Annotated in this window: 23 protein-coding genes; 9 read left to right on the top strand and 14 right to left on the bottom strand. The window is 51.1% G+C overall.

The annotated features are described in order from the left end of the window. Window position 1 precedes the first annotated feature (1 nt). Genes trpC through B0I18_RS10910 form a run of 4 tightly spaced genes read right to left on the bottom strand, consistent with a single transcriptional unit; the run spans window position 2 to window position 3857 of the window. Window positions 2-781, bottom strand: a complete 780-nt coding sequence (gene trpC / locus B0I18_RS10925; RefSeq protein ID WP_106522743.1) for an indole-3-glycerol phosphate synthase TrpC — start codon at window positions 779-781, stop codon at window positions 2-4. Beyond that, on the bottom strand, window positions 778-1824 hold the full coding sequence (trpD, locus tag B0I18_RS10920) for an anthranilate phosphoribosyltransferase (protein ID WP_245882084.1): 1047 nt from the start codon (window positions 1822-1824) through the stop codon (window positions 778-780). Before trpD ends, trpC begins: the two co-directional genes overlap by 4 nt. A 40-nt stretch (window positions 1825-1864) precedes the next feature. After that, window positions 1865-2431 carry an anthranilate synthase component II gene (locus B0I18_RS10915; RefSeq protein WP_106522742.1) on the bottom strand — a complete coding sequence of 189 codons (567 nt, stop codon included), beginning with the start codon at window positions 2429-2431 and terminating at the stop codon, window positions 1865-1867. A gap of 31 nt (window positions 2432-2462) precedes the next feature. After that, a complete protein-coding gene (locus tag B0I18_RS10910; RefSeq protein WP_106522741.1) occupies window positions 2463-3857 on the bottom strand; it encodes an anthranilate synthase component I family protein in 1395 nt (464 codons plus the stop codon). A gap of 344 nt (window positions 3858-4201) precedes the next feature. Here B0I18_RS10910 and B0I18_RS10905 point away from each other — a divergent pair, with 344 nt between their 5' ends. The 4 genes from B0I18_RS10905 to lptC all read left to right on the top strand — a co-directional run bounded on the left by B0I18_RS10905 (window position 4202) and on the right by lptC (window position 7554). Then, window positions 4202-4807: an LON peptidase substrate-binding domain-containing protein gene (locus tag B0I18_RS10905; protein ID WP_106522740.1), complete on the top strand. Its 606-nt coding sequence runs from the start codon at window positions 4202-4204 to the stop codon at window positions 4805-4807. Between the two features lie 68 nt (window positions 4808-4875). Further along, the gene (locus B0I18_RS10900) at window positions 4876-5601 is read left to right on the top strand and encodes a type III pantothenate kinase (protein WP_106522739.1); all 726 of its coding nucleotides are present in this window, start codon (window positions 4876-4878) and stop codon (window positions 5599-5601) included. Continuing rightward, window positions 5591-6922: a BamG family beta-barrel-assembly machinery protein gene (gene bamG, locus B0I18_RS10895; RefSeq protein ID WP_106522738.1), complete on the top strand. Its 1332-nt coding sequence runs from the start codon at window positions 5591-5593 to the stop codon at window positions 6920-6922. Before B0I18_RS10900 ends, bamG begins: the two co-directional genes overlap by 11 nt. A 29-nt stretch (window positions 6923-6951) precedes the next feature. Then, complete coding sequence (gene lptC, locus B0I18_RS10890) at window positions 6952-7554, top strand: LPS export ABC transporter periplasmic protein LptC (protein ID WP_106522737.1); 603 nt, start codon at window positions 6952-6954, stop codon at window positions 7552-7554. Window positions 7555-7573: 19 nt separating this feature from the next. Here lptC and B0I18_RS10885 read toward each other — a convergent pair whose 3' ends face one another. Both B0I18_RS10885 and B0I18_RS10880 read right to left on the bottom strand, forming a co-directional pair. Continuing rightward, window positions 7574-7930, bottom strand: coding sequence for a tellurite resistance TerB family protein (locus B0I18_RS10885; RefSeq protein WP_106522736.1), 357 nt, complete (start codon window positions 7928-7930; stop codon window positions 7574-7576). Between the two features lie 82 nt (window positions 7931-8012). Continuing rightward, window positions 8013-9224 (bottom strand): alanine dehydrogenase, encoded by a 1212-nt coding sequence (locus tag B0I18_RS10880; protein ID WP_106522735.1) that lies wholly within the window; start codon window positions 9222-9224, stop codon window positions 8013-8015. Window positions 9225-9385: 161 nt separating this feature from the next. On the opposite strand from B0I18_RS10880, the gene B0I18_RS10875 reads away from it, so the two are divergent. From B0I18_RS10875 to B0I18_RS10865, 3 genes are read left to right on the top strand one after another with little or no spacing between them, the layout of a single operon-like run. After that, window positions 9386-10447: an ABC transporter permease gene (locus B0I18_RS10875; protein WP_106522734.1), complete on the top strand. Its 1062-nt coding sequence runs from the start codon at window positions 9386-9388 to the stop codon at window positions 10445-10447. A gap of 27 nt (window positions 10448-10474) precedes the next feature. After that, window positions 10475-11203, top strand: a complete 729-nt coding sequence (locus tag B0I18_RS10870) for a hypothetical protein (RefSeq protein WP_106522733.1) — start codon at window positions 10475-10477, stop codon at window positions 11201-11203. 21 nt (window positions 11204-11224) lie between these two features. Continuing rightward, the gene (locus B0I18_RS10865; RefSeq protein ID WP_106522732.1) at window positions 11225-12064 is read left to right on the top strand and encodes a formylglycine-generating enzyme family protein; all 840 of its coding nucleotides are present in this window, start codon (window positions 11225-11227) and stop codon (window positions 12062-12064) included. 7 nt (window positions 12065-12071) lie between these two features. On the opposite strand, the gene B0I18_RS10860 is transcribed toward B0I18_RS10865, so the two are convergent. The 8 genes from B0I18_RS10860 to B0I18_RS10825 all read right to left on the bottom strand — a co-directional run bounded on the left by B0I18_RS10860 (window position 12072) and on the right by B0I18_RS10825 (window position 17250). Continuing rightward, window positions 12072-12455 (bottom strand): DUF3037 domain-containing protein, encoded by a 384-nt coding sequence (locus B0I18_RS10860; RefSeq protein WP_106522731.1) that lies wholly within the window; start codon window positions 12453-12455, stop codon window positions 12072-12074. Then, window positions 12433-13230, bottom strand: a complete 798-nt coding sequence (locus tag B0I18_RS10855; protein ID WP_106522981.1) for a HipA family kinase — start codon at window positions 13228-13230, stop codon at window positions 12433-12435. Before B0I18_RS10855 ends, B0I18_RS10860 begins: the two co-directional genes overlap by 23 nt. A gap of 100 nt (window positions 13231-13330) precedes the next feature. After that, complete coding sequence (gene gwsS / locus B0I18_RS10850; protein WP_181358426.1) at window positions 13331-14413, bottom strand: grasp-with-spasm system SPASM domain peptide maturase; 1083 nt, start codon at window positions 14411-14413, stop codon at window positions 13331-13333. A 5-nt stretch (window positions 14414-14418) separates the two neighbouring features. Next, window positions 14419-14628: a hypothetical protein gene (locus tag B0I18_RS10845; protein ID WP_146146716.1), complete on the bottom strand. Its 210-nt coding sequence runs from the start codon at window positions 14626-14628 to the stop codon at window positions 14419-14421. Beyond that, entirely contained in the window at window positions 14618-15658 is a 1041-nt protein-coding gene (gene gwsG / locus B0I18_RS10840) for a grasp-with-spasm system ATP-grasp peptide maturase (RefSeq protein ID WP_106522728.1), read from the bottom strand. Before gwsG ends, B0I18_RS10845 begins: the two co-directional genes overlap by 11 nt. 11 nt (window positions 15659-15669) lie before the next feature. Then, window positions 15670-16650, bottom strand: a complete 981-nt coding sequence (locus tag B0I18_RS10835; RefSeq protein ID WP_106522727.1) for a hypothetical protein — start codon at window positions 16648-16650, stop codon at window positions 15670-15672. Window positions 16651-16715: 65 nt separating this feature from the next. After that, window positions 16716-16943: a hypothetical protein gene (locus B0I18_RS10830; RefSeq protein WP_106522726.1), complete on the bottom strand. Its 228-nt coding sequence runs from the start codon at window positions 16941-16943 to the stop codon at window positions 16716-16718. A 121-nt stretch (window positions 16944-17064) separates the two neighbouring features. Further along, on the bottom strand, window positions 17065-17250 hold the full coding sequence (locus B0I18_RS10825; protein WP_106522725.1) for a hypothetical protein: 186 nt from the start codon (window positions 17248-17250) through the stop codon (window positions 17065-17067). Window positions 17251-17915: 665 nt separating this feature from the next. Here B0I18_RS10825 and B0I18_RS10820 point away from each other — a divergent pair. Then, window positions 17916-19904, top strand: coding sequence for a hypothetical protein (locus tag B0I18_RS10820; protein WP_146146715.1), 1989 nt, complete (start codon window positions 17916-17918; stop codon window positions 19902-19904). Between the two features lie 26 nt (window positions 19905-19930). Then, a complete protein-coding gene (locus B0I18_RS10815) occupies window positions 19931-21073 on the top strand; it encodes a tail fiber domain-containing protein (protein WP_106522723.1) in 1143 nt (380 codons plus the stop codon). Window positions 21074-21207: the final 134 nt, after the last annotated feature.

Genomic DNA, 21207 nt, shown 5'->3' with positions numbered 1-21207 from the left:
ATCAGCATTGTTTTATAAAATCGCGAAAAGCACGACCGGGATCAGGCTGCTTCATAAAAGCGGTGCCCACCAGGCAACCATCATAGCCTGCATCTTTAAGCATCTTTACATCTGCGGGGTTATGGATACCGCTTTCGGATATCTTAAACATCTCGGCAGGCAAGGCCGGGAAGAGATCCAGCGAGGTTTGCAGCGCAGTGCTGAAGGTGCCCAGGTTACGGTTATTAACGCCCACTACATCGACAAAGGGATTCAAATGGCCAAGCTCCTCTTCGGTATGCAGCTCCAGCAACACTTCCAGGCCCAACGACCGGGCGCGCAACGAGAGCAGCAATACCTCCTTGGCCGTTAAGGCTGCGGCGATCAGCAATATGGCGTCTGCACCAATAGCCCGGGCTTCGAATACCTGGTATTCGTTTACGATAAATTCCTTGCGCAACAGGGCCACCTGCTCGTGGCTCCTGGCCATTTCCAGGTCGCCGTTGCTTCCGCCGAAATAAGCGGTATCCGTCAGTATGGACAAGGCGCTGGCGCCGGCATGGGTATAAGCCGAGGTTACCTGCAGCAGGTCGGCCTTGTCATTGATTACACCTTCCGAGGGCGACTTTCTTTTAAACTCGGCAATGATGCCTTTACGCGCGGGATCGCCGATGGCGTTCCGAAACGAAACCACGGGCCTTGAAAAAAGCGGGCTTTGCTCAAGCTTGCTTACCGGGACTGCCTTTATCGCGTCGGCTACGGCTGTCTTTTTGCGGGCGATAATTTCATCGAGGATATTCATAACAAAGTAGTTTTTAAAAGTTGTTGGAATACCGACAGGGCTTTGCCGGAGCGCAGCGACTCCTCTGCCTGTGCCATGCAGTCGGCAAGCGGCAGCCCGCTGCGGCATTGGATGGCCAGGGCGCTGTTAGCAATAACCACTTGTTGTTGCGCCCTGGTAGCCGTATTGTCCAGTACGGCTTTGAATATAGTGGCGGCCTGCTGTACACCGTCGCCTGCTTCGAGTTCCTGTGGCGCTATAGCAGCATAGCCAAAATCGGCGGGCGACAATATGCGGTCTGTAGCGGGCCCCAGTAATTTGGCTTCGCCGGTGAGCGATAATTCGTCATAACCATCGAGGCTGTATACCACACGGTATTCCTGCCCGGCATCCTGCAACAGGTAATGGTACATACGGGCAACGGGCAGCGAATTGGCGCCGAGCAGCAGGAAGCCCGGTTGCGCCGGGTTGCTGACCGGGCCGAGCAGGTTGAAGAAGGTGCGTACGCCCAGGTTACGGCGGATATGCGCCACCCGCTTCATGGCCGGGTGAAACAAGGGCGCATGGAGGAAGGTAATATTTGCTGTTTCCAGTTGCCGGTTAAGCACCCGCGCTTCGGTCGTAAACCGGTAGCCCAGGTATTCGAGCACATCCGATGATCCGCTTACCGAGGTCGCGCCATGGTTACCATGTTTAATTACCTTATACCCGGCGCCCGCCACCACGATGGCCGACAGCGTGGAGATATTGAAGGTATTTTTGCCGTCACCGCCGGTACCCACGATATCGATGGCCTCCACAGCCTCCAGGCCCGGGACTACACCCTGTTCGAGCAAGGCGTCGCGAAAGCCGGAAAGCTCTGCAATGGAAGGCCGGCGCATCATATACACCGACATAAATGCGGTGACCTGGTGTTCGTTGACATAACCGGCATTAATGGCGAGCAGCACTTCTTTCGCCTCTTCCCTGCTCAGGGTTTCGTAGGTACGCAGCCGGTTCAGCACTTGTTTCATCAGGTGGGGCAAGGCTCCGGCCGGTTGTAGTAAAACGTTGTTGATACTCATTATTTATAATTTTTTTTGAAACAATAATCATGGAACGGTTCTATACGCTCAGCCAGTTGGCCAGGAGTGTTTTACCGGCAGGCGTCAGTATACTTTCGGGGTGAAACTGCACGCCGCGTACATCATACTGCCGGTGCCGCAGCGCCATAATCAACCCGCCGCTATCGCGGGCCGTCACCTCCAGCGTATCGGGAAACATCGTATCGCTTACCACCCAGGAGTGATAACGGCCTGCATCGAACACCGGGCCCAGTCCTTCGAACAAAGGATCGCCGGCACAGGGCGCCACCGGCGTTGCCACACCATGATACACCTGGCTGAGATTGGCCAGTCCGCCGCCAAATACCTGTGCTATGGCCTGGTGGCCAAGACATACGCCCAGTATGCTTTTCGTAGCGGCATACCGTTCGATGACCTTAAGCAACAAACCTGCTTCTTCGGGCAGGCCCGGCCCGGGCGAAAGCATGATTTTATCGTATTGCGCTATGGCATCCAACTCCAGCTGATCGTTGCGCTGCACTACAGGATGGCTGCCGGTTATGCTTTTAACCAGCAGGGCGAGGTTATAGGTAAAGCTGTCGTAATTATCTACCAGAAGTACTTTCATCGTTATACTGTTTTTTTATGAAGCCCTTGGATCAAAGCGTACAAGCCAGTTCCAGGGCAAGTCTTAAACCTTTTAGTTTTTCCTGCACTTCCATCAGTTCGCGTTCGGGAACCGAAGAAGCCACCACACCCGCGCCAGCTCTGAAATACAGGGTATTGTCACGGCTCATGAACGACCGGATCATGATCGCCATATTGGTATCGCCGTCCGGGCTCATAAAACCGGTACAGCCGCCGTAATAGCCCCTGCTGTAGCGCTCCAGCTTATCGATCAGCTGCATGGCCATATGCTTGGGCGCACCGGAAAGGGTACCCGCGGGAAACACTTCGGAAAGCACTGCAAAAGGGCTCTGGTTGCGGGCCTGCTCGCCGCTCACCTCGCTGACGATATGGATGACATGGGCAAATTGCTTCAGGGCTTTGAACACCGTTACATGGACTTCGTCGTAGCTGCGACTCAGGTCGTTGCGGGCCAGGTCGACCAGCATTACATGTTCGGCATTCTCTTTAGGATCGGCCAGCAGGGCCTCGGCCAGTTGTTTATCTTCAGCTTCGTTGCCGGTACGCCGGCAGGTACCGGCAATGGGATGGATAACGGCGCGGCCCCCTTCTATTTTCAATTGTGCTTCGGGCGAGGAACCGAACAGGCGATAGTTGCCATAGTCGGCATAAAACAGGTAAGGCGAAGGATTGACGGTACGCAGGGCGCGGTAGACATTAAAATCATCGCCCTTAAACCCGATGGAAAAACCACGGGAAAGGACCATCTGGAACACATCGCCCCGCAGGCAATGTTTACGGGCCTGCGCTACGATATCGAGGTATTCCTGGTCGGACACCTGGCTTTGCTCCGCGCCATCGGTACGGAAGTGATAGGTGCCGGGATGCCCGGTGCGCAGCTGGGCTTCGATAAAGTCGAGGCCGCCGGGCGCCGCTTCATCCGTATAATGCTCGGTGAGGTACAAGGCATGATGAAAATGATCGAAGACCAGCATATACCGGTACACCTGAAGCAGTACGGAAGGCAGGGCATCGGCACCGGGCCTCAGTTCCAGCTGTTCGAAATGTTGTACGGCATCGTAATTGACATGCCCGAAAAAGCGGCCCGTGCAACCGGGCTGTGCCGCGGCCTCGAACCGGTACTGCTGCATACAGGCCGTAACCGTTTCGACCAGCGTACCGGGCAGCAGCGACCGTTCTTCGACCGACCCATCGGGCAACTGTTGCCGGAACACATTGCCGTTCAGTTCAAGACCGGCAACAGGCCCGAAGCAGAGGTAGGAGTAGCTGTTTTCGCGGCCATGGAAGTCGGAGCTTTCCAGCAGCAGGTTACGGGGAAACAGGTCCCTTAATTTGAGGTAAGCGCTTACCGGGGTATGGGCGTCTGCAGGCAGACGGCGCTGTCGGACTTTAAAATCAAAAGTCATTGGCGTAAATATTTAAAAGTTGGGGGAGATCAGGTACGGGCGAAAAAAAACCGGCTTGCCTGAACAGCAAGCCGGTTTCCCGGTATAAGTTGATACAATTAGTACATATCAGCGCTGTTCACGTGTTGCCATCGTGAATGCCACCAATATTGATTTGTAATTGTATGAAGTATCATAATTTGGAATGTGGGAAGCGCACAAAAAGCCGGCGCATAAAATACCCTCGGGAGCAAAAGTAATTATCTTTCGCTATTCTCCAAAAAAAAGAACAAAAATGTTTTATATTGCAAACAGTATTTTTGTTAAGAACCCGGACCTTGACCCGTTAAGCAGCGCTTCCAGTAATGACGAATTTTATCCCGATATTTCCTTTAGATATCATTGTATATCCCGACCAGTCTTTGAAACTCCATATTTTCGAACCCAGGTATAAACAGCTGATCAACGAATGCCTGGAAGAACAAAAAACATTTGGCATACCCTCGCTGCAACAAGGCAAAATAAGTGAATACGGCACCCTCGTAGAAGTTACCGAACTGCTCAAACGTAACGAAGACGGCAGTATGGACATCAAGGTAAAAGGAATCCAGGTATTCCGCATCCTGGAAGTGATACCAAGCCTGCCCGACAAACACTATGCCGGCGCCATTGTTAATTATCCCGATAATGACAAGATGAAGGTACATCCTGACCTTTCGCGGATGATCGTTAAGGAAGTGATCCGCCTGTACCAGTTCCTCAATATTGAAGACGGTGTTCCGGCGGGCCTTACCGAATGGACTTCCTATGACATTGCCCATAAAGTAGGCCTGGCCAGGGAACAGGAATACGAACTGTTATGCATTTTTAATGAAGTACAGCGCATGGAATACCTGCGCCGTCATTTCAATACCATTATGTCGGCCATGGACGATATGGAACTGCTGAAATCCCGCATCAGCCTGAATTAACGCACTCCCGTTTTAAACCATTAACCCTTCCGTACAGGAAATATTTATTGACGTTCTAATTTTTTTGTATGCATTTATGTATAGACTGGGGCAACACCCGTGTGAAAGCCGCTTTTTTCCAGGAGCAGACGCTGGTTGCCGATTATAATTTTTCGGAAGAAGAAGCCCTGACCGGCCTGATGGCCCTGGTTGCAGAAAAGCAGCCCAAGGCGGTGATCCTTTGCTCCGTAGCCAACCATCCCCCCGAATTGAAGATCCTGCTGCAGGAGCAGGCGCCCCTGGTGGTATTGAGCAGCAACACCAACCTGCCTATCATGAATGCCTACCACAGCCCCGATTCGCTGGGTATGGACCGCCTGGCCATAGCCGTTGGCGCTAATGCCGCCTATCCCGACCGGAACAACCTGGTGGTGAGCGTGGGCACGGCCATTACCTATAATTTCGTACACCAGAACAAGGCCTTCCGGGGCGGCAGTATCAGCCCCGGCCTACAATTGCGCTTCAGGGCTTTGCATGAATTTACCGACAAATTGCCCCTGGTCAGCGAGACGGGCGACACACCGATACTGGGTTACGATACGGAAACCAGTATCCGCAGCGGTGTAATGCTGGGTATCGCTGCTGAGATCGATGGCATGATAAATTATTATAAGGAACAATATTCCGGTCTGAATGTCGTTTTAACCGGTGGCAACGCAGGACTTTTTGCCGGCAAGCTAAAAAATCAGATATTTGCAGATTCCCAGCTCCTGTTAAAGGGCTTAAACACAATTTTACGACATAATGTGCGCTAAAACCAAGACGCAATTCCTTTTATTAGCAACGCTACTGCTCACCGGCCTTTCGGCATCCGCTCAATCGATGAGTGATGACTCGGGCCCCAAAGCCAATAAGGCAAACTCCCCTTATTCCCGTTATGGCATGGGCGACATGTCCGATACCCGGCACGCCTCGCTGCGTAGCATGGGTGGTATTGGTTCCGCGTATACGGACTACTTTTCCGTAAACAGCTTCAATCCCGCGTCTTACAGCTTCCTGAAAGTCACTACCCTGGATTTTGCATTCGAAGGTCGCTCCAAAAGCATCTATATGGATGGCGTAAGTACCAACTCCGGTACCGCTACCATTTCGTATGTGAATGTGGGCATCCCGATGGGTAAACATGCCGGTATGAGCTTTGGTATTTCGCCGGTGTCCAACACCTATTATAATTCCAACGACACGCTCAGTGGTGTAAACGGCATCGGTAAGGCCATTGTCAACTACAACGGCTCGGGCAGTATGCAGTACGCATATCTCGGCCTTTCGGGCAAATACAAAGGGTTCTCGCTCGGGTTTAATGCCGGTTATATGTTTGGCAACGTACGTAACACCAGTACTTTTTCCAATAACGATACTACCCATTCACGCAACTCCGAATTTTCGAAGTATAACGGTATCGGCGGCCTGTACTGGAAAGGCGGTATCATGTACCGTGCACAATTGCCCAAGGAAAAGTACCTGAGCATCGGCGCTACATTAACCCTCTCCCAGAAGCTCAACATAGACCGGGACGTCTACAATGTTGCCTATAACTATGTTACCAACTCTTCCGGCGTTACCGAACTGCTGTCGGATACCATAACAGGATCGGGAACAGGCTTTAAAGGTAAAATGCAATTGCCTGCGGAATACAGCTTCGGCATCCATTACGGTAAAGACTTCAACTGGAGCGTGGGCGCAGATTTTATTTATACCGACTGGTCTAAATTCAGCAATTTCGGAAACCGCGACCGGATCGCACAAAATGCCTACCGCATGTCTGTAGGTGGCGAAATCACGCCGAATTCTTCTGCAGTAAAAAATTATTTCTCCACCGTTACTTATCGCCTGGGCGCTTATTACGGCAAGGATAACCTGCAGTTCGACAATACCAATATTACTTATGTAGGCGGTACAGTCGGCGCTACTTTCCCGTTAAAACGTAACTACAACCAGTTCGGGCGTGTTAATACCGCCCTCGACATCGGTCAGCGCGGCACCATTCAGAACAACCTGGCCAGGGAGTTTTATGTAAAATTCACCCTGGGCTTCTCCCTGAACGATATTTGGTTCCAGAAACGTAAATATGACTAGAGCAGGCGATTAAAGCTGCTTACCCGCATATGATCATCCGCAAGCAAAAATTCAACTTCTTTAATTCCAGACCACAAGGGCTTCTCCTTGTGGTCTGCTTTATATTGCTGAGCGCCTGTAGCAACGACCTTAAACAATTGCCCCCCGATGCCCAGACCAAGGATTTTGAAAACGACCGGGCCATCGATGTTACCTTTATCCGTAGCGAAAAGGGCAAGACCAAAGCGGAGCTGCACACCAACGAATTTATTAAAAACGACAACGCCAACCCGCCCTATGTAGATATGCTGAAGGGACTTAAGGTAGATTTCTTTAACGACAGCCTGAAGGTAGAAAGCACGCTTACGGCACGCACGGCACGGTATTACCCAAAAAGCGGTAACATTATCGTACGCGACAGCGTGGTGGTGATAAACCGGAGAGGCGAAAAACTGCAGACCGAGGAACTGATCTATAACCAGAACCTCGAACGCTTTTACACCGAAAAGTTTGTACGGATCACCACCGGCGACCAGATCACCTATGGCGAAGGCATGGAATCCAACCAGGACTTTACCTGGTTCCGTATTCGCAGGCAAAGAGGTACCATCCCGGTTAATAATTCGGATTTTCCGGCGGCAGATGCCGAATAACTAACAGCCTTAGGGCAGCTTACTCAGCATGCCAGGCATCAAAAAGCAGTTGGAGGTAGTAATTTTCTTCCTTGGTAATTACGTTATCGGCTTTGGTAAGATCCAGGGCAAACTGCAGCATATTATTTACTTCTTCGGGCGTGGCATCGTCGTAAAAGTCATCCATATACTTCAAAAAGTGGCCTTCCCATTCATCGGGCTTAAGCGCACTGATAATGGCCATTTCGTTATCCAAGCTTACATGAAAAGGGAATTCCTGTTCGAGGTAAGCCCTGATCACCATATCTTCAGAGGTTTTAAAGCGGAAATCGGCAGCAGCGAGGATCATCAGCAGGTGGTATCCGGCAATCGTCTTATTGGTTCTTTTGTTGGGCATTTTCTAGTGCAGTTAGTTTCGGGTAAATAGTAAAAATCCAGGTTACGACCTGCGTACCACCACACTCCTGCCCGCCACAGGCTTAGATCGGGTTGGCCATAAGCAGATCAAGATCCGTATACTTCTTCTCAAACCGGCGGGCGATAGGTGCGTTGGTCACACAACCTTTATATAAATAGACGCCATTCCGGATGCCGGGCTTGGTTTGCAGCAAATGTTCCACCCCACCCATATCGGCGCATTCCAGTACGATAGGCATCAATACATTGCTGATCGCGCGCGAGGCCGTACGCGATACGCCGGAAGCAATATTGGGAACGCAGTAATGTAATACATCGTATTTCTTAAAAATAGGATGCTCGTGCGACGTAGGCCGGGAGGTCTCGAAACAACCGCCACGATCGATGCTGACATCTACAATGATCGAGCCCGACTTCATATTGCTGACCATTTCTTCCGTAACCACAACAGGTGTGATGCCGTTTACCGGTTTCAGTGCGCCTACAGCCACATCCGCACTCCTCAGCTCATTACTCAGCTCGCGCGGATCAAGCACCGAGGTAAACAAACGACGGCCGATATTATTCTGTAACCGCATGAGCCGGTAAATGGAATTATCGAACACCTTTACCGAAGCCCCCAGGCCCAGTGCCGTACGGGAAGCATACTCGCCCACAACCCCGGCGCCGATGATTACGACCTTGGCCGGCGGTACCCCGGAGATGCCGCCCAGCAGGATACCCTTGCCGTTGTGGGCATTGCCCAGGTATTTGGCGGCGGTAAGTATGGCCGAACTGCCCGCGATCTCGCTCATGGAGCGCACGATAGGATAAATACCGGAATCATCTTTGATCGAGTCGAAGGTAATACCGATGATTTTTTTCTTCATCAGGGTTTCCACCATCGAGGCTTTAAGAAAAGGCAGGTGGATGGGCGATATCACCACATGATTCGGTTGCAGCAATTCTGTTTCCTCTTCGGATATAGGCGCCGATTTGATGATCATATGCGCTTTATACACCTCGGCCTTATCGTAAACGATACGGGCCCCTACCTCGCTGAAATCGGTATCGAAATAGAAAGAATGCTCGCCGGCATTGTGCTCCACCACCACTTCATGGCCATTTTGCACCAGTACCGATACCGACTCGGGAGTAAGCGGCACCCTGTTTTCCTGGAACGAAGTTTCCTTGGGAATACCAATAAACAGTTGCTTCCTTTTCGGAATAATTTCCAATGTTTCCTCCAGGGGAATATAGGAAAACGAGGGCGATATATGAGGTTTTGAAGCCATATAAAATAAGTCTTGTAAGATAGATCGAAGTTTTGAATTATCAAAGAAACAAAGGGCTAAAATTTATTTAAATTGCAGGGGGCAAAGCCCGTTTTGCCATCGAAAATCTTTAGCTTTACTGCGTGATAATGCACTAATTTCACATACAAAAAATATAAGATTTGACTTTACGCTATTTACTCCGCAAACTGCTGTACGGCCTGTCGGTGCTCTGGGGCGTAATCACCTTGGTTTTTCTCCTGTTTAACGTGTTACCCGACGATCCGGCCAGGCTGACCATGGGGCAGCGCAGCGACCTGGCTTCTATAGAAAATGTGCGTAAAGAACTGAATCTCGATAAACCGGTAATGACCCGGTATTTCCTGTACCTGAACGATATTTCGCCGCTTGCGCTCCATAACCGCGACAGTGCCAGCCGGGACAAATACCATTACCACGTTCTTGTTTCCCTGGGCAAAGATAAAGCCTTGGTTTTGAAGCAACCCTATCTTGGCCGATCTTACCAGAGCAAACGCCCCGTATGGGATGTATTATCCGATGCCTTGCCCGGCACCATCCTGCTCGCCTTTACCGCCATGATCGTGGCAACGGTACTGGGCATTGGCCTGGGCGTGCTGGCTGCCCTGAAAAAGGGTACTGTATGGGATACCTCCGCTATCCTGGCAAGCGTGGCGGGCATTTCGGCGCCTTCTTTTTTTGCAGGACTCATTATTGCCTATATATTCGGTTACTGGCTCAGCGGCATTACCGGCCTCAGTATGGTGGGCAGCTTGTGGGAGTACGATACCTTCGGCGGCCGGCACCTGGCGCTGCGCAACCTGGTCTTACCCGCCTTTACCCTGGGCATCAGGCCCCTGGCCATTATTACGCAACTTACCCGCAGCGCCCTGCTCGATGTGTTATCACAGGATTATATCCGCACCGCTTACGCCAAAGGGCTGAACAAACGGCAGGTAGTATGGCGTCATGCCCTGCCTAATGCCCTGAACCCCGTAGTGACGGCCATATCCGGTTGGCTGGCAGAACTGCTCGCCGGTTCCTTTTTTGTAGAGTTTATATTTAGCTGGAAAGGCATCGGTAAACTTACGGTGGACTCGCTCGACAAATTCGACTTCCCGGTCGTAATGGGCGCCATCCTCATTACTGCTGCCGTCTTTGTCATCATCAATATGCTTACCGACCTGATCTATACCTGGATCGACCCCAGGGTAAAACTGCGGTAAGTTACCCAAAGTCAAAAAACCATGATCATGAAATACTGTTACCTGTTATTATTTGTATTGACCGCGGGCAGGCTCGCCGCCCAGGAAGACGACGGATGGCAAGAACCCAGCAAAGAAAGCCAGGTCTACCACGAATACCGGTACAAAGCCACTGTGCCGCCTTATGGCCTGGCACATGTAAAAAGCCTGATTACCGGCATTAGCAACGACGCGGACGAGAACCGCAGCATGAAGGCAAAGACTTACCAGGCGCTGCCCCTGCGCGAAAAGTTTACGTATCATATGATACATGCTGAAGCTTACAGCCAGAACTGCGATGTGATGCCGCCCATACAGGACGAACACCTGAAAATATTTGGCCGCCTGCCCGATGCCTTCGACGAATACAGCTGGAGCGACCGTCAGACGGGCTTCCTGGCTGCAAACCGGGACTCGGTAATGGCATTGATCAAAGAATCGGTAGGCCGCAGCAAACACGTAGGGGTCAATTACAAAACGGCTATCGTTGCGGTTAAAGGCAAAGAGCTGATCCCCTTCCTGCTCAGTATCTACAAACTGGACCGTAAAGACCATGATCTACTGACCGTACTGCTGCTCCTGATGGAACAGGCTCAATACGCGCCTTTCAAAAAAACGGCCACCTATACAAAGCTCTACGGCCCCGAAAGCAATTACCAATCGTACCTGCAGTACAACCGGGCCAACGAAGAGCTTATCATTAAAAGGGCCATGGAATTTTACAACAGCGGCAAATAACCTGCGTTCAAAACAAACAATATGCGTTACCTGCTTTACGGATCGATGCTCCTGGGTATCCTGCTGCACGGCCGCCAGGCCAGGGCACAACAGGATACGGCATTTGTAACCATACCGGCCGGCACCTACAGTGTAGGCCAGCAGGGCCATAAGCTCAATCCCCTGCGGCAGGTAACCGTAAAGGCCTATACCATCGGCGCTACCGAAGTTACCAACCAACAGTTTGCCCGGTTTGTAGCCGCAACCCAATACCGTACCGATGCCGAACGCCTGAAAAACGCCATGGTATTCGAACCCGGCCTGGCCGAGTTTGCCTGGCTGCAGGACAGTACCGCCAACTGGCGTTATCCCAACGGCCGCAGCCGGGGCGATCTGAGCGGCAAAGAACACCACCCGGTAACGACAATCAGTTATACCGATATACAAGCCTACTGCCGCTGGGCAGGGGTACGGTTACCCGGTTTCGAGGAATGGGAAATAGCAGCCCGTGCAGGCAGCCCGGATCTTTACTTCTGGGGCAAGGATAAAACGCAGATCGGTATCTATGCCAATATATGGCATGGCCGCGACCACCGTGTTGCCGATAGCAGCGACGGATACCTGTATACCGCTCCTGTAGCCAGTTTTAAGCCCAATGCCTATGGCCTGTACGATGTATATGGTAATGTATTCGAGTTTTGCGAAGGCAGTTTGCCCGGCGATCCCAAAGACCGGAAGCTGGCCCATGCACGCGGGGGCTCCTGGTGGTGCAGTAAAAATGCCTGCAGCTTTTTCAACTCCGCAGATATCGGCCGGGTAAGCCGGCACGCTTCATTCAGCAACCAGGGCTTCAGGGTGGTAAAGCCACAGACCGCACCCTGAGCCACTTTTAATACACCAGTTGTTGCATCAGCCGGTCGAGCGCTGCAGCGGCATCGGTACAAAAACCCGAATGCGCCTTCGAGGTCTGCAGGATACTGCTGCGCGTAGCGGTGATCCAACGGAAACGTTCGCGCGCGGGCAACAGGCCGATCGGTCCTGCAGCAGTCCCTCCCTTACAGATACGTTGGAAAGCATGCAGGTTATCTTCGAAGATACCGGTATCCATACCTTCGGTAAAGATGCGGAAGCGCTCCGTATCGAGTTCATATTTTAATTCCAGGAAATTGCGGGAGGTGCAAAACAGGATGATGCCTATATTCAGGAATTCTTCACGCTCCACCCTGGGCACAACGCGGATCACGGCGTACTCAAATAAGTGCTGCTCTTGCATCTTGGGCTTCTTTTACAAAAGTGGAGGAATGGGCGATACGGGTTTCCAGGAAGTGCACATAGGCCTGCCGGTGTTCCTCTGCCGTTTCAAAAGCGGGCTCAAACATCAGCCAGTCGTCGGGTATCTGCGCTACGATGGCTTCCAGTTGCTCCCTGCCGATCATGGTACGCAACTGCTCGTCTGCACGCGCCAATTCGGTAGCGAAAGGTAATAACACATGGTTCTTGATCAGCGTAAAAGGGCGTTTGGCCTGCTCTTCCCAGTTATGCCACGAGTGATGAAAATACAGGGAGGCACCATGATCGATCAGCCAGAGCTCTTTATTCCAAACCAGCATATTGGTATTGCGGGCCGTGCGGTCTACATTGGTAATAAGGCAATCGAGCCATACGATACGGGAAGCCAGGTCGGGCGCCACAGGCGTTACCGTAGCATCGAAGGTAATAGAACCGGAAAGATAGTGCAATGCAAGATTCGTACCCGTACTCGCTTTCAGCAGGTCCTGTATTTCCTCGTCGGGTTCGGTACGGCCAAAGGCTTCGTCCAGTTCGGCAAATACCAGCTCGGGCATCTTCAGGTCCAGCAGGCGCGCCAGCTCGCCACCGATCAACTCGGCGATCAGTGCCTTGGGCCCCTGCCCTGCCCCCCTGAATTTCAGTACATACATAAAGCCATCGTCGGCCTCTGCGATCGCCGGCATAGAACCGCCTTCGCGCAACGGAGTAATGTAACGCGTTACATTTACCCTTCTCAGTTCGACATTCTTGTCCTTCATAAATAATCCCGTTTGGATGCAGTAAGAGCTGCCGGGCGAAATTAAGTTGAAAAACAACGGGAATCAAAACCTGCGTGTTTTTTGCGGGAAAGATAAGATACTACGAAGTTTGTTGTTGATAGTGCCCGAATGTAGCCTGCCGCAAGAGCGAACTGCTCCAATCCTGACAGGTAGCGGTATACGGGTCATAACCACATTTAAGGGGCTTGCTCCGGTCGTTATCCGGCTCTTCGAGGTAAGCCCTGCAATCGGTACAGATGTAGCGGAATTCGCAATCGCGGCATACCGCAATCTCGTCTTTGGTAAGCGTCCAGTATTGTTGAAAGCCAGGCTGCCGGATGGCGTCGGCCAGGCGCGTATCATCCACATGCCCGAACGTAGCGGGCATCGAGGGACAGTTACGGATATACCCTGCGGCATCGATACTGAGCTTACGGTTCAGGCAGGAATTATAATGAAGCGCTTCGGTAAAAGCCGGGATATTGGGACTGAAATAATGTGGAGCAATAACACCGCAATGAAGTGCCGACAGCACTTCCATAACAGCCCATACCGGGCGGGCCTGCCCGGGTCTGGCCCAGGCAATACACTGGCTGGCTTTGCAGCCATGTATAGTAAGGTTTTGTATTTTCAGGTAACGTGCCAAAAGCTGGTCCGGCCAGCCTTCGGAATCCGCATCTGCTCCTGCTCTGAGCAACAGGCTCACCGACTTTACCTGGCTCTGTGCGATAAGGTCCAATAACTGCTCCAGCCAATAGCGGTCCACCGTTTCAAAAAAACGGAACTGGATATGATTGCAACAAAGCGCAGCCAGCTGTTCCAGCAGGTCTGCATGAATATGCGCCGTAGTATGCCGGGCGTCGATAATACAATTACTGATTACGGCGGGGTACAACCATTCGCGCGAAAGCCGCGGGAAACGGGGCGCTTCCGCCTCGGAACAGAGGAAAGCCAGTTCTTCCCGCAGCAGGAAACCGATGTATTCCTCCAGCACTGCACGGTCTGCGGTATCGGTGTTGCTCCTGCGCAGCTGGCTGAGCCGCAGGCGTCCCCGGGCATCAAACAGGTCGTACAGGCTATTGGGTACCGGGAATACCTGCGCCCGTTGCAGGTCGCAGATCACCGAACGCCGGGCGCCCCGCACCGGGATACAGCAGGCATACAGCAGTAACAATTCTTCCATAACCATCAGGGTATTTTTGAAATCGCTTTGTAAAAAAAGTCGGTTTGTTGTACCCGGGCATCGTACTTGCCCAGGCAATGGGTTAAGGCATCCGGCCCGCCGCTGGCAGGCGGTACCAACAAGGGTTCCCAGTGCAGGCTGTTTAAGGGAAGGGCTCCACGGTTCTGGTCCAGCCAGTCCGCCACCCGTATTTTAAGATCAGGGTTATTCATCATCATATCCGTTTAAAAGGTAAGCGGCTATCTGCCGGTCGATATCATAATTACAATTACGCGCCAGCCATTGGAATTGCCCTACAGGGTTCACTTCCAGGAAAACATAATCGTTATCCGGCGTCAGGATCATATCTACAGAGCCACTGGTAAGACCGGCATGTTGCATCAGCGCATCCAGCTTGCGTTCCACGGGCTCAGGCAATTGATAGGGTACGCAGCGGTTAGGCCGCGCCGGGTCGTAGTGCCGGAAATCGACACGCGTGCGCGCATCTGCCTGCGAGAAGATCGCCATCGGGTAAAATGCCCCGTCCAGGTAAAATATGCGCAACTCCAGTTGCTTATCTACATATTGCTGGTACAACGCCGGCAATGCCAGCGGGCCACCGGCTGCGGCATATAGCGTATTGATATCGGCGGCATTTATCAATACTGTACCCATACCCAGCTTTACCGACCCGGCCTGCTCCAGCGGACAGGTAAAAGCATTACGCCCCAACGATTTGGTCACCAGCATCGGATACTTCAAACCAAAGGCCAGCAAGGCTTGCCGTTCATTCGTCACCAGGGTATCCGGTATACTGATCCCCAGTTCGGCAGCCAGTTGCAGCAGGTCCAGTTTATTGATCCCGTCGTCAGCCTGCCTGTTCAGGCTAGCCGTATACCGGTCCAGGTTATTTTCTATAAAATTGCAGACCACATCCGTTTCCGCATCTACATAACGCCGGGTATGTAAAGCCAGGGCAAAGGTTTCAGCGTCTGTTTTGGTAAAAGTTGCAGCCGGTAAGGAAAGCCGGCCGCGGCGGTACCAGCGGCTATCCAGCTCGTCCAGGTACAGTTCGCGGTCCTGGGTAGCCAGGCATATCCGTTGCTCCCGGTTATTCATCTGTACGGTAACAGACCGTATATAGCCCGTATCGTTGAGCCGCACTACAGCATAATCTCCCCCGGACAAGTAATACAGCCAATCGAGTACATCGTTGGTTGAGGCATCGGTACTGCTGCTTTGCACCAGGAGTTTCTTTTTATTCATGGTAAGGGTACTTATTGTATCGGTAAAAAAGATAGGGCAAGCGCCATATGCATACCCGAAAAAAAATAAAAAACACTACCCCTGTGCTGGAAGACCAGCTTGCGCCTGTAGTCCGCCAGGTTGCACAAACCCAGCCCGGCCCGGTGCCGGTCGATAGCGGCTTCTGCCGTATCAGGCAGCAGGTCGAAGGTCACCTCAGCCTGAACATTATAACCCGGTGGCCGGCTTCCATAGCGGTTTTCGTGCGTTCTTGAATCCATGATGAGGGCATAATCTTCCGGCGGCAGATCGCCTGCATGTACAGCCGCTATCATTTCCGTATCGAGTTCGGTGCTCAGGTTGCGGCTGTGCCACAGCAGGAAGAAGATCGCGGAGTTACCATGCACCCAGCCTTCCGTAGCCCGGTCGAAAAGACCTGTTTGCCGGTACCCCGGGAATCCGTGGCTTGCGATAAGATTTTTCAGGAAGGTGATATTGACCGAGTCCCGGGCGATCATCACTTTTATTTCCTCCGGGCTCAGGTGCTGGTAATTGACCCTTACGGCCTGGTCGGCATCAAATACCGAATCCATAACCGCAGCATAGGCTGCAACCGGGCTCCCGAGCGCCCTTGCATGCAACGCTTCGTAATCGCGCTCCAGCCAGCGATACAGCGGCTCGTTGCGGTGCAAACGGCCAAACCTAAGCGTAGAAAGCCTTTGCGCGGTCTGGCCCAGGGCAACCATTTCGTTGTAGTAAGCCTTTGCCATAGCAGAATCCCTGCAGTAATAAGCTGCAATAAAGGCATTGTAAAGATCGCGCTGCGCGGCGGGGTGACAGGCAAAGGCAGCCCGGTAATAGTGTAAGGCGCCGGTATAGTTGCTATCCAGGATACATAACTCCGCTTTATTTTTTAGCGCAGCATACCGCAGACCCTTGCCAGGGCTTGCCCGCAGGCTATAAGCGGACACGAGTAAAAATAGTACAAGCCCGGTCCGGAAATACTTTATCATATTGCTTGCTTTTAATGATTTAAAACACCGGAACGGGTTTACAGGTACCCGTTCCGGCTCAAAGGCTAATTCTTGTACATATAGGTCCTGATCAGGCAACCATGTGCGTCGTAGAATTCGGCATAGAAATTGCCGTTGCCATCGATTTCGGTACAGTCGGATGCGCACCTGAATTTAACACCGCCAGGCAGGTCTACCATATAGCCCGAGGTGGGGGTACCACCCAGCACATGGGCCATCAAACCAGGAGCGAGCGGCGCAAAAGCCGGAGCATTCAAAGATTCAAGTTTCATGGGTTACAATACATTTTAACGGCCCTTGTCTTTACGCCATAGGGCAGATTCAGCGTACGCCGATTTATCCAGGTTACGGGCGTGTCTTCCTGTGTTTGTATACGGCCGCGATACAAATAATTTAACCGGTGGTAAAAACATACGTGTACACCGGTGCAGGCGTTGTCGCTGTTGCTATGATCACGGAGGTGTAGCAACATGGTTGTGCAGCCATGACCGCCAGATCGTATTCCGGGTACAGCACTTTTTTCACCGCCTCGGCCGGATCGAGCTCGAGGATAAAGCTGTTGAGGTATTCCCTTTCCATATAGGTCTTTTAAGATGAGGTATTCACAATCCTTTTCCGTTCCGTATAGTGCGCAGGTTCCGGGCAGGAACAGGTGCATACGGTGAGCATTACGTTCGTAACGCTTACAATACCGGGCCGGAGGCCCGCTTGCAAAGTATAGCTGGTAGTGAGGTAATAACCGCAATGAATTGCGGCATGCGTGTAGTTGCTACATAAGCGTACCTCCGCCTGGGAGTTGGATAGGAACGCTTATACTACAGGTAAACTTAAAATGGATAGCAGGGAAAAAGAAAGGCATAAAAAAACATCGTGGACGTTTTTACACCACTCGTACTAAGGCCCTGAGAAACCCTCCCACAAGTAGATGCCAAACGCCACGATGCTATCGTGAACCTAGCGTATACCGGTGGCCGTGGGTAAATAAAAGCTCTCAGGTTTTAAGTACAGCCTTCGTTCTTGCTAAATATAAAAACAGTTTCGCCACAATGCGATAAGCAACCGCGATTGATGACACAAACATAAATACTTTTTTAAGAATACAAAAATAAAATCTTTTATTTTTTTCAAATTAGTACAAATAAATATACAACTAAAACAAGCAACCTGTTCATGCATTTTAAAATAACATAGCACCGGTTACAACCGCATTTATTTTTTTCATTTTTGTGGCAAACTCGCATTTTATGAAATCCAACAACACATTACCGACACTATGTTTATACGTGCTCTTGCTGTTGCCGGTCTTTGGCCGTGCACAGCCCAGGTTGCTCAACTTTTCGAAGTATGGTCCCGACACGCGTATGTTGCGCAACCAGTATACAAGTTGGGAAAACCGGGTGCCTTACGAAGGGTTAAGCATCAGTTTTCTCCCCAACAACCTGGATACCCCCGGCGCCCCGGGGATGCTGGGCGGAAGGGGCGCACCGGGCGAACTTTGTTTCTCGGTATTTAACCCTGCCAACACGATCCTTGATGCCAACTACGATAGCGCCGTAGCCGATATGTCCGCCTGCAACTTCGCAAAGTTTAAAAGCAATTTTATGATGCTGACTTTGTTCGATCAGAATTGGATATCCTGGAGTGACACCGTTAATTGGGGCAAAATGATAACCAACCTGGGTGCTGCAGCCAGGATTGCGAAGGCCAGCGGCCTGGAAGGCATTATACTCGATACCGAAATGTATGGCGGCCCGGAAAACTTCAACCTCTTATTCTATTGCAGACAGTTTGCCACTTACGACTTGAGAAATGGCTCTACCCACGCTTTTTGCCGTATCGATCAGGCCAACGATAACCAGCACAGCATAGAGGATCTCTTCCCGCAACCGGCACAATACATCTACTGGTGGGATCCTGCTACCAGCATGGCCAACACACCCACGGGCCCGCAGAAACTTGTTCCTTATTATTATGGCGTGTTTACAGAATGGGCGGACACATCCCACTTTTATTATGCCATATTGGATACCGCTAAACGGGCTGATATCGCAAAAATCCTCGTCGATGTAAAACAACGCGGAGCAGAGATACTTACAGCAATAAAAAACAATTTCCCGGACGCAAAAATAATATTGACTACAGGCCCTTCGTCCATTCATCACGATTTCGTCAATTCCCTGGATTATAAAGTGTACCATAACTACCTGCGTACCCACCCGGGACTTGGCGTACATTTCCTGGAAGGCATGCTGGAAGCGGCACAGGGTTCGCGTATCGAGATCATAGACGGCCAGGAACAAACCTATTACCATAAAACGAGAAATGACTTTATGAAAGCCCGTGCCTCTTTCGATTTTGCAGAAAATTATTTCAGCACCGCCACAGCAAAAACTCTTTATCGCAACAATGTACTACGCGCCTATGCTTCGTATGCCCGCCCCGTAAACTCTGCACTGTACCCGGCCGAGAGCCCGGCCCGTTTTTTCAACACAACAGAACTGCAGGATCAATATAAATACGCTACCGAATTTCCCGACATCAGGTATGTATGGCAATGGGAGGAGTACGAAAGCATATGGCTCGATAATGCCACACAAGCCCATAAATACGATGGGTTGAACCCCAGGTACAGGTATGGCAGCGGCGACTCGCTCTTATACATAGCAGCCATCAATAAAGGCAATAATGCCCTGAAGAATTTCGTGGTACACGACAACGAGTACTTGTATTTAAAAGGTACCGAAGTAACCGGCAAAAACATCCTCGTGGAAAACGGCGGCACCCTGCGCTTCAGGGATTCCTTCACTTTGTCGGGCGCCCACTCCGTAACCTTTGACAGTGGCGCATACTGTTGTATAGAAACCGGGCTAAAACTCAAGCTCAGCGGCTATCACAGCTTTCTCAATTTTGTACCGGGTTACCAGGCTGGCGTTAAAGCAGGGCTGCCCGACAACAGTAATTGCATGGCCAGCCCAACTACAACAACAGTTACCGGCATTGGCATGTTGAATACCATAGACCGGGATGTATATATACAGAACGAGGTCCTGACCGGCGATCAATACATCGTGGGTAAAAACATCTATATCGGTAAAGAGGTAGCTGTGCCCACCCGCACCGCCGGCGAGGTCAACATCAACGACCAGGCCAACATCCGTTTTAAAGCCGGCGAAAAAGTAAAAATGACTACCCATGTAAACGTCGAAACCGGCAGCACTTACCTCATCCAATAATTCAAAACCATTTCAAACTAAATATCATGAAAAAATCGATTATCGTACTCCTGTGCCTCAACAGTATTTACGCCGGCGCACAATTAAAAGTAAACAGCAATGGCAGTGTGGTTGTCGGCACTCCGGCAACCGAAGGCGCCCCCTTGAATGTAGGCGGGGACATTACCGCGAGTACCTATGAAATAAAAATCGGCACTACGACTACCGGCTACCTGGGCCGCGGAGGTACTATTACCAGCAACTGGGGGTATACACCCGATATCATGACGCTTACCTACGACAAAAATGATTTCGCGATCGGTGGCTTCAAAACGGGCACCGGCACCTGGAATGGAGCCAGCCTGTTTATAAGTGCCACAACGGCAAAAGTTGGCATCGGCAATATGGATCCGCAATTCCCCCTGGAGGTAACCGGCGATATACGCATCAGCGGTGATTACTTAAAAACCTCCGACCAGCGTCTGAAGAAAAACATTACGCCATTGGAGCATGCGCTCCAGAACATCAGTAAACTTAATGGCAAACGCTACGAGAAAGACGTATACTTCAATAGCCCGGAAAGAAAGGCAACCGCAACATCGCCTACCGCAGTGGAATACGGTGTAATAGCACAGGAAGTACAAAAGGTATTCCCGGAACTGGTCAAAATCGACACCAAGGGTATATTGTCGGTAAATTACATCGGCCTGATCCCGGTGCTGATCGAAGCAATGAAAGAACAGCAGGGACAAATTGCAGAAAAAACAGGGGCCCTGGATGCCCTTAGCCGGCAGACCGAGCTACTGCAAAAAATAGTGGCCGCCCAGGAAACCGAAATAGCCACAATGAAAACACAGCTCAACACCATCGTGAATACCTGCTGCACGCAGGCCAGGCAGGAAAACGACGGCAGCGCAACCCATGCCACCGGTGTAAAGCTGTACCAGAATAGCCCTAATCCTTTTTCGGCGAAAACCGAGATCAGCTATTTCCTACCGCAAAATGTCGCTGCGGCTTCGCTGTATATCTTTAACCTGCAGGGCAGTCTGCTTAAAGAAATACCGGTAACGGCAAGAGGTAAGGGCAGCGTAATAATCGATGGCGCAGCACTGTCGCCCGGTATGTACATTTATTCGTTAATCGTAAACGGCCAGGAAGCGGACTCCAAACGTATGGTATTAACCAAATAGCGATTTATAAAATTGCAGAAGGCATAAATCACATAAACAATACACAAATACATAAATTGCGGCAGCCCTTAATCTGCCGCAATTTGCTTTTGTAATACCCACACAGCTATTATAATTTAATATTTACCCATGGT

The organism is Taibaiella chishuiensis (assembly GCF_003014535.1).
Taxonomy (GTDB): Bacteria; Bacteroidota; Bacteroidia; order Chitinophagales; family Chitinophagaceae; genus Taibaiella; species Taibaiella chishuiensis.
This window is presented reverse-complemented; position numbering and strand designations above follow the sequence as displayed.

Excerpts from the sequence above, each read along its gene's own strand:
- B0I18_RS10815 (WP_106522723.1), top strand. The coding sequence starts at position 19,931 with ATGAAAAAATCGATTATCGTACTCCTGTGCCTCAACAGTATTTACGCC.
- B0I18_RS10845 (WP_146146716.1), bottom strand. The coding sequence starts at position 14,628 with ATGATGAATAACCCTGATCTTAAAATACGGGTGGCGGACTGGCTGGAC.
- B0I18_RS10915 (WP_106522742.1), bottom strand. The coding sequence starts at position 2,431 with ATGAAAGTACTTCTGGTAGATAATTACGACAGCTTTACCTATAACCTC.
- bamG (WP_106522738.1), top strand. The coding sequence starts at position 5,591 with ATGTGCGCTAAAACCAAGACGCAATTCCTTTTATTAGCAACGCTACTG.
- B0I18_RS10900 (WP_106522739.1), top strand. The coding sequence starts at position 4,876 with ATGCATTTATGTATAGACTGGGGCAACACCCGTGTGAAAGCCGCTTTT.
- B0I18_RS10880 (WP_106522735.1), bottom strand. The coding sequence starts at position 9,224 with ATGGCTTCAAAACCTCATATATCGCCCTCGTTTTCCTATATTCCCCTG.
- B0I18_RS10865 (WP_106522732.1), top strand. The coding sequence starts at position 11,225 with ATGCGTTACCTGCTTTACGGATCGATGCTCCTGGGTATCCTGCTGCAC.
- B0I18_RS10910 (WP_106522741.1), bottom strand. The coding sequence starts at position 3,857 with ATGACTTTTGATTTTAAAGTCCGACAGCGCCGTCTGCCTGCAGACGCC.
- B0I18_RS10855 (WP_106522981.1), bottom strand. The coding sequence starts at position 13,230 with ATGAAGGACAAGAATGTCGAACTGAGAAGGGTAAATGTAACGCGTTAC.
- lptC (WP_106522737.1), top strand. The coding sequence starts at position 6,952 with ATGATCATCCGCAAGCAAAAATTCAACTTCTTTAATTCCAGACCACAA.
- B0I18_RS10885 (WP_106522736.1), bottom strand. The coding sequence starts at position 7,930 with ATGCCCAACAAAAGAACCAATAAGACGATTGCCGGATACCACCTGCTG.
- B0I18_RS10825 (WP_106522725.1), bottom strand. The coding sequence starts at position 17,250 with ATGGAAAGGGAATACCTCAACAGCTTTATCCTCGAGCTCGATCCGGCC.
- B0I18_RS10820 (WP_146146715.1), top strand. The coding sequence starts at position 17,916 with ATGAAATCCAACAACACATTACCGACACTATGTTTATACGTGCTCTTG.
- B0I18_RS10860 (WP_106522731.1), bottom strand. The coding sequence starts at position 12,455 with ATGCAAGAGCAGCACTTATTTGAGTACGCCGTGATCCGCGTTGTGCCC.
- B0I18_RS10905 (WP_106522740.1), top strand. The coding sequence starts at position 4,202 with ATGACGAATTTTATCCCGATATTTCCTTTAGATATCATTGTATATCCC.
- trpC (WP_106522743.1), bottom strand. The coding sequence starts at position 781 with ATGAATATCCTCGATGAAATTATCGCCCGCAAAAAGACAGCCGTAGCC.
- B0I18_RS10830 (WP_106522726.1), bottom strand. The coding sequence starts at position 16,943 with ATGAAACTTGAATCTTTGAATGCTCCGGCTTTTGCGCCGCTCGCTCCT.
- trpD (WP_245882084.1), bottom strand. The coding sequence starts at position 1,824 with ATGAGTATCAACAACGTTTTACTACAACCGGCCGGAGCCTTGCCCCAC.
- B0I18_RS10835 (WP_106522727.1), bottom strand. The coding sequence starts at position 16,650 with ATGATAAAGTATTTCCGGACCGGGCTTGTACTATTTTTACTCGTGTCC.
- B0I18_RS10870 (WP_106522733.1), top strand. The coding sequence starts at position 10,475 with ATGAAATACTGTTACCTGTTATTATTTGTATTGACCGCGGGCAGGCTC.
- gwsS (WP_181358426.1), bottom strand. The coding sequence starts at position 14,413 with ATGGAAGAATTGTTACTGCTGTATGCCTGCTGTATCCCGGTGCGGGGC.
- gwsG (WP_106522728.1), bottom strand. The coding sequence starts at position 15,658 with ATGAATAAAAAGAAACTCCTGGTGCAAAGCAGCAGTACCGATGCCTCA.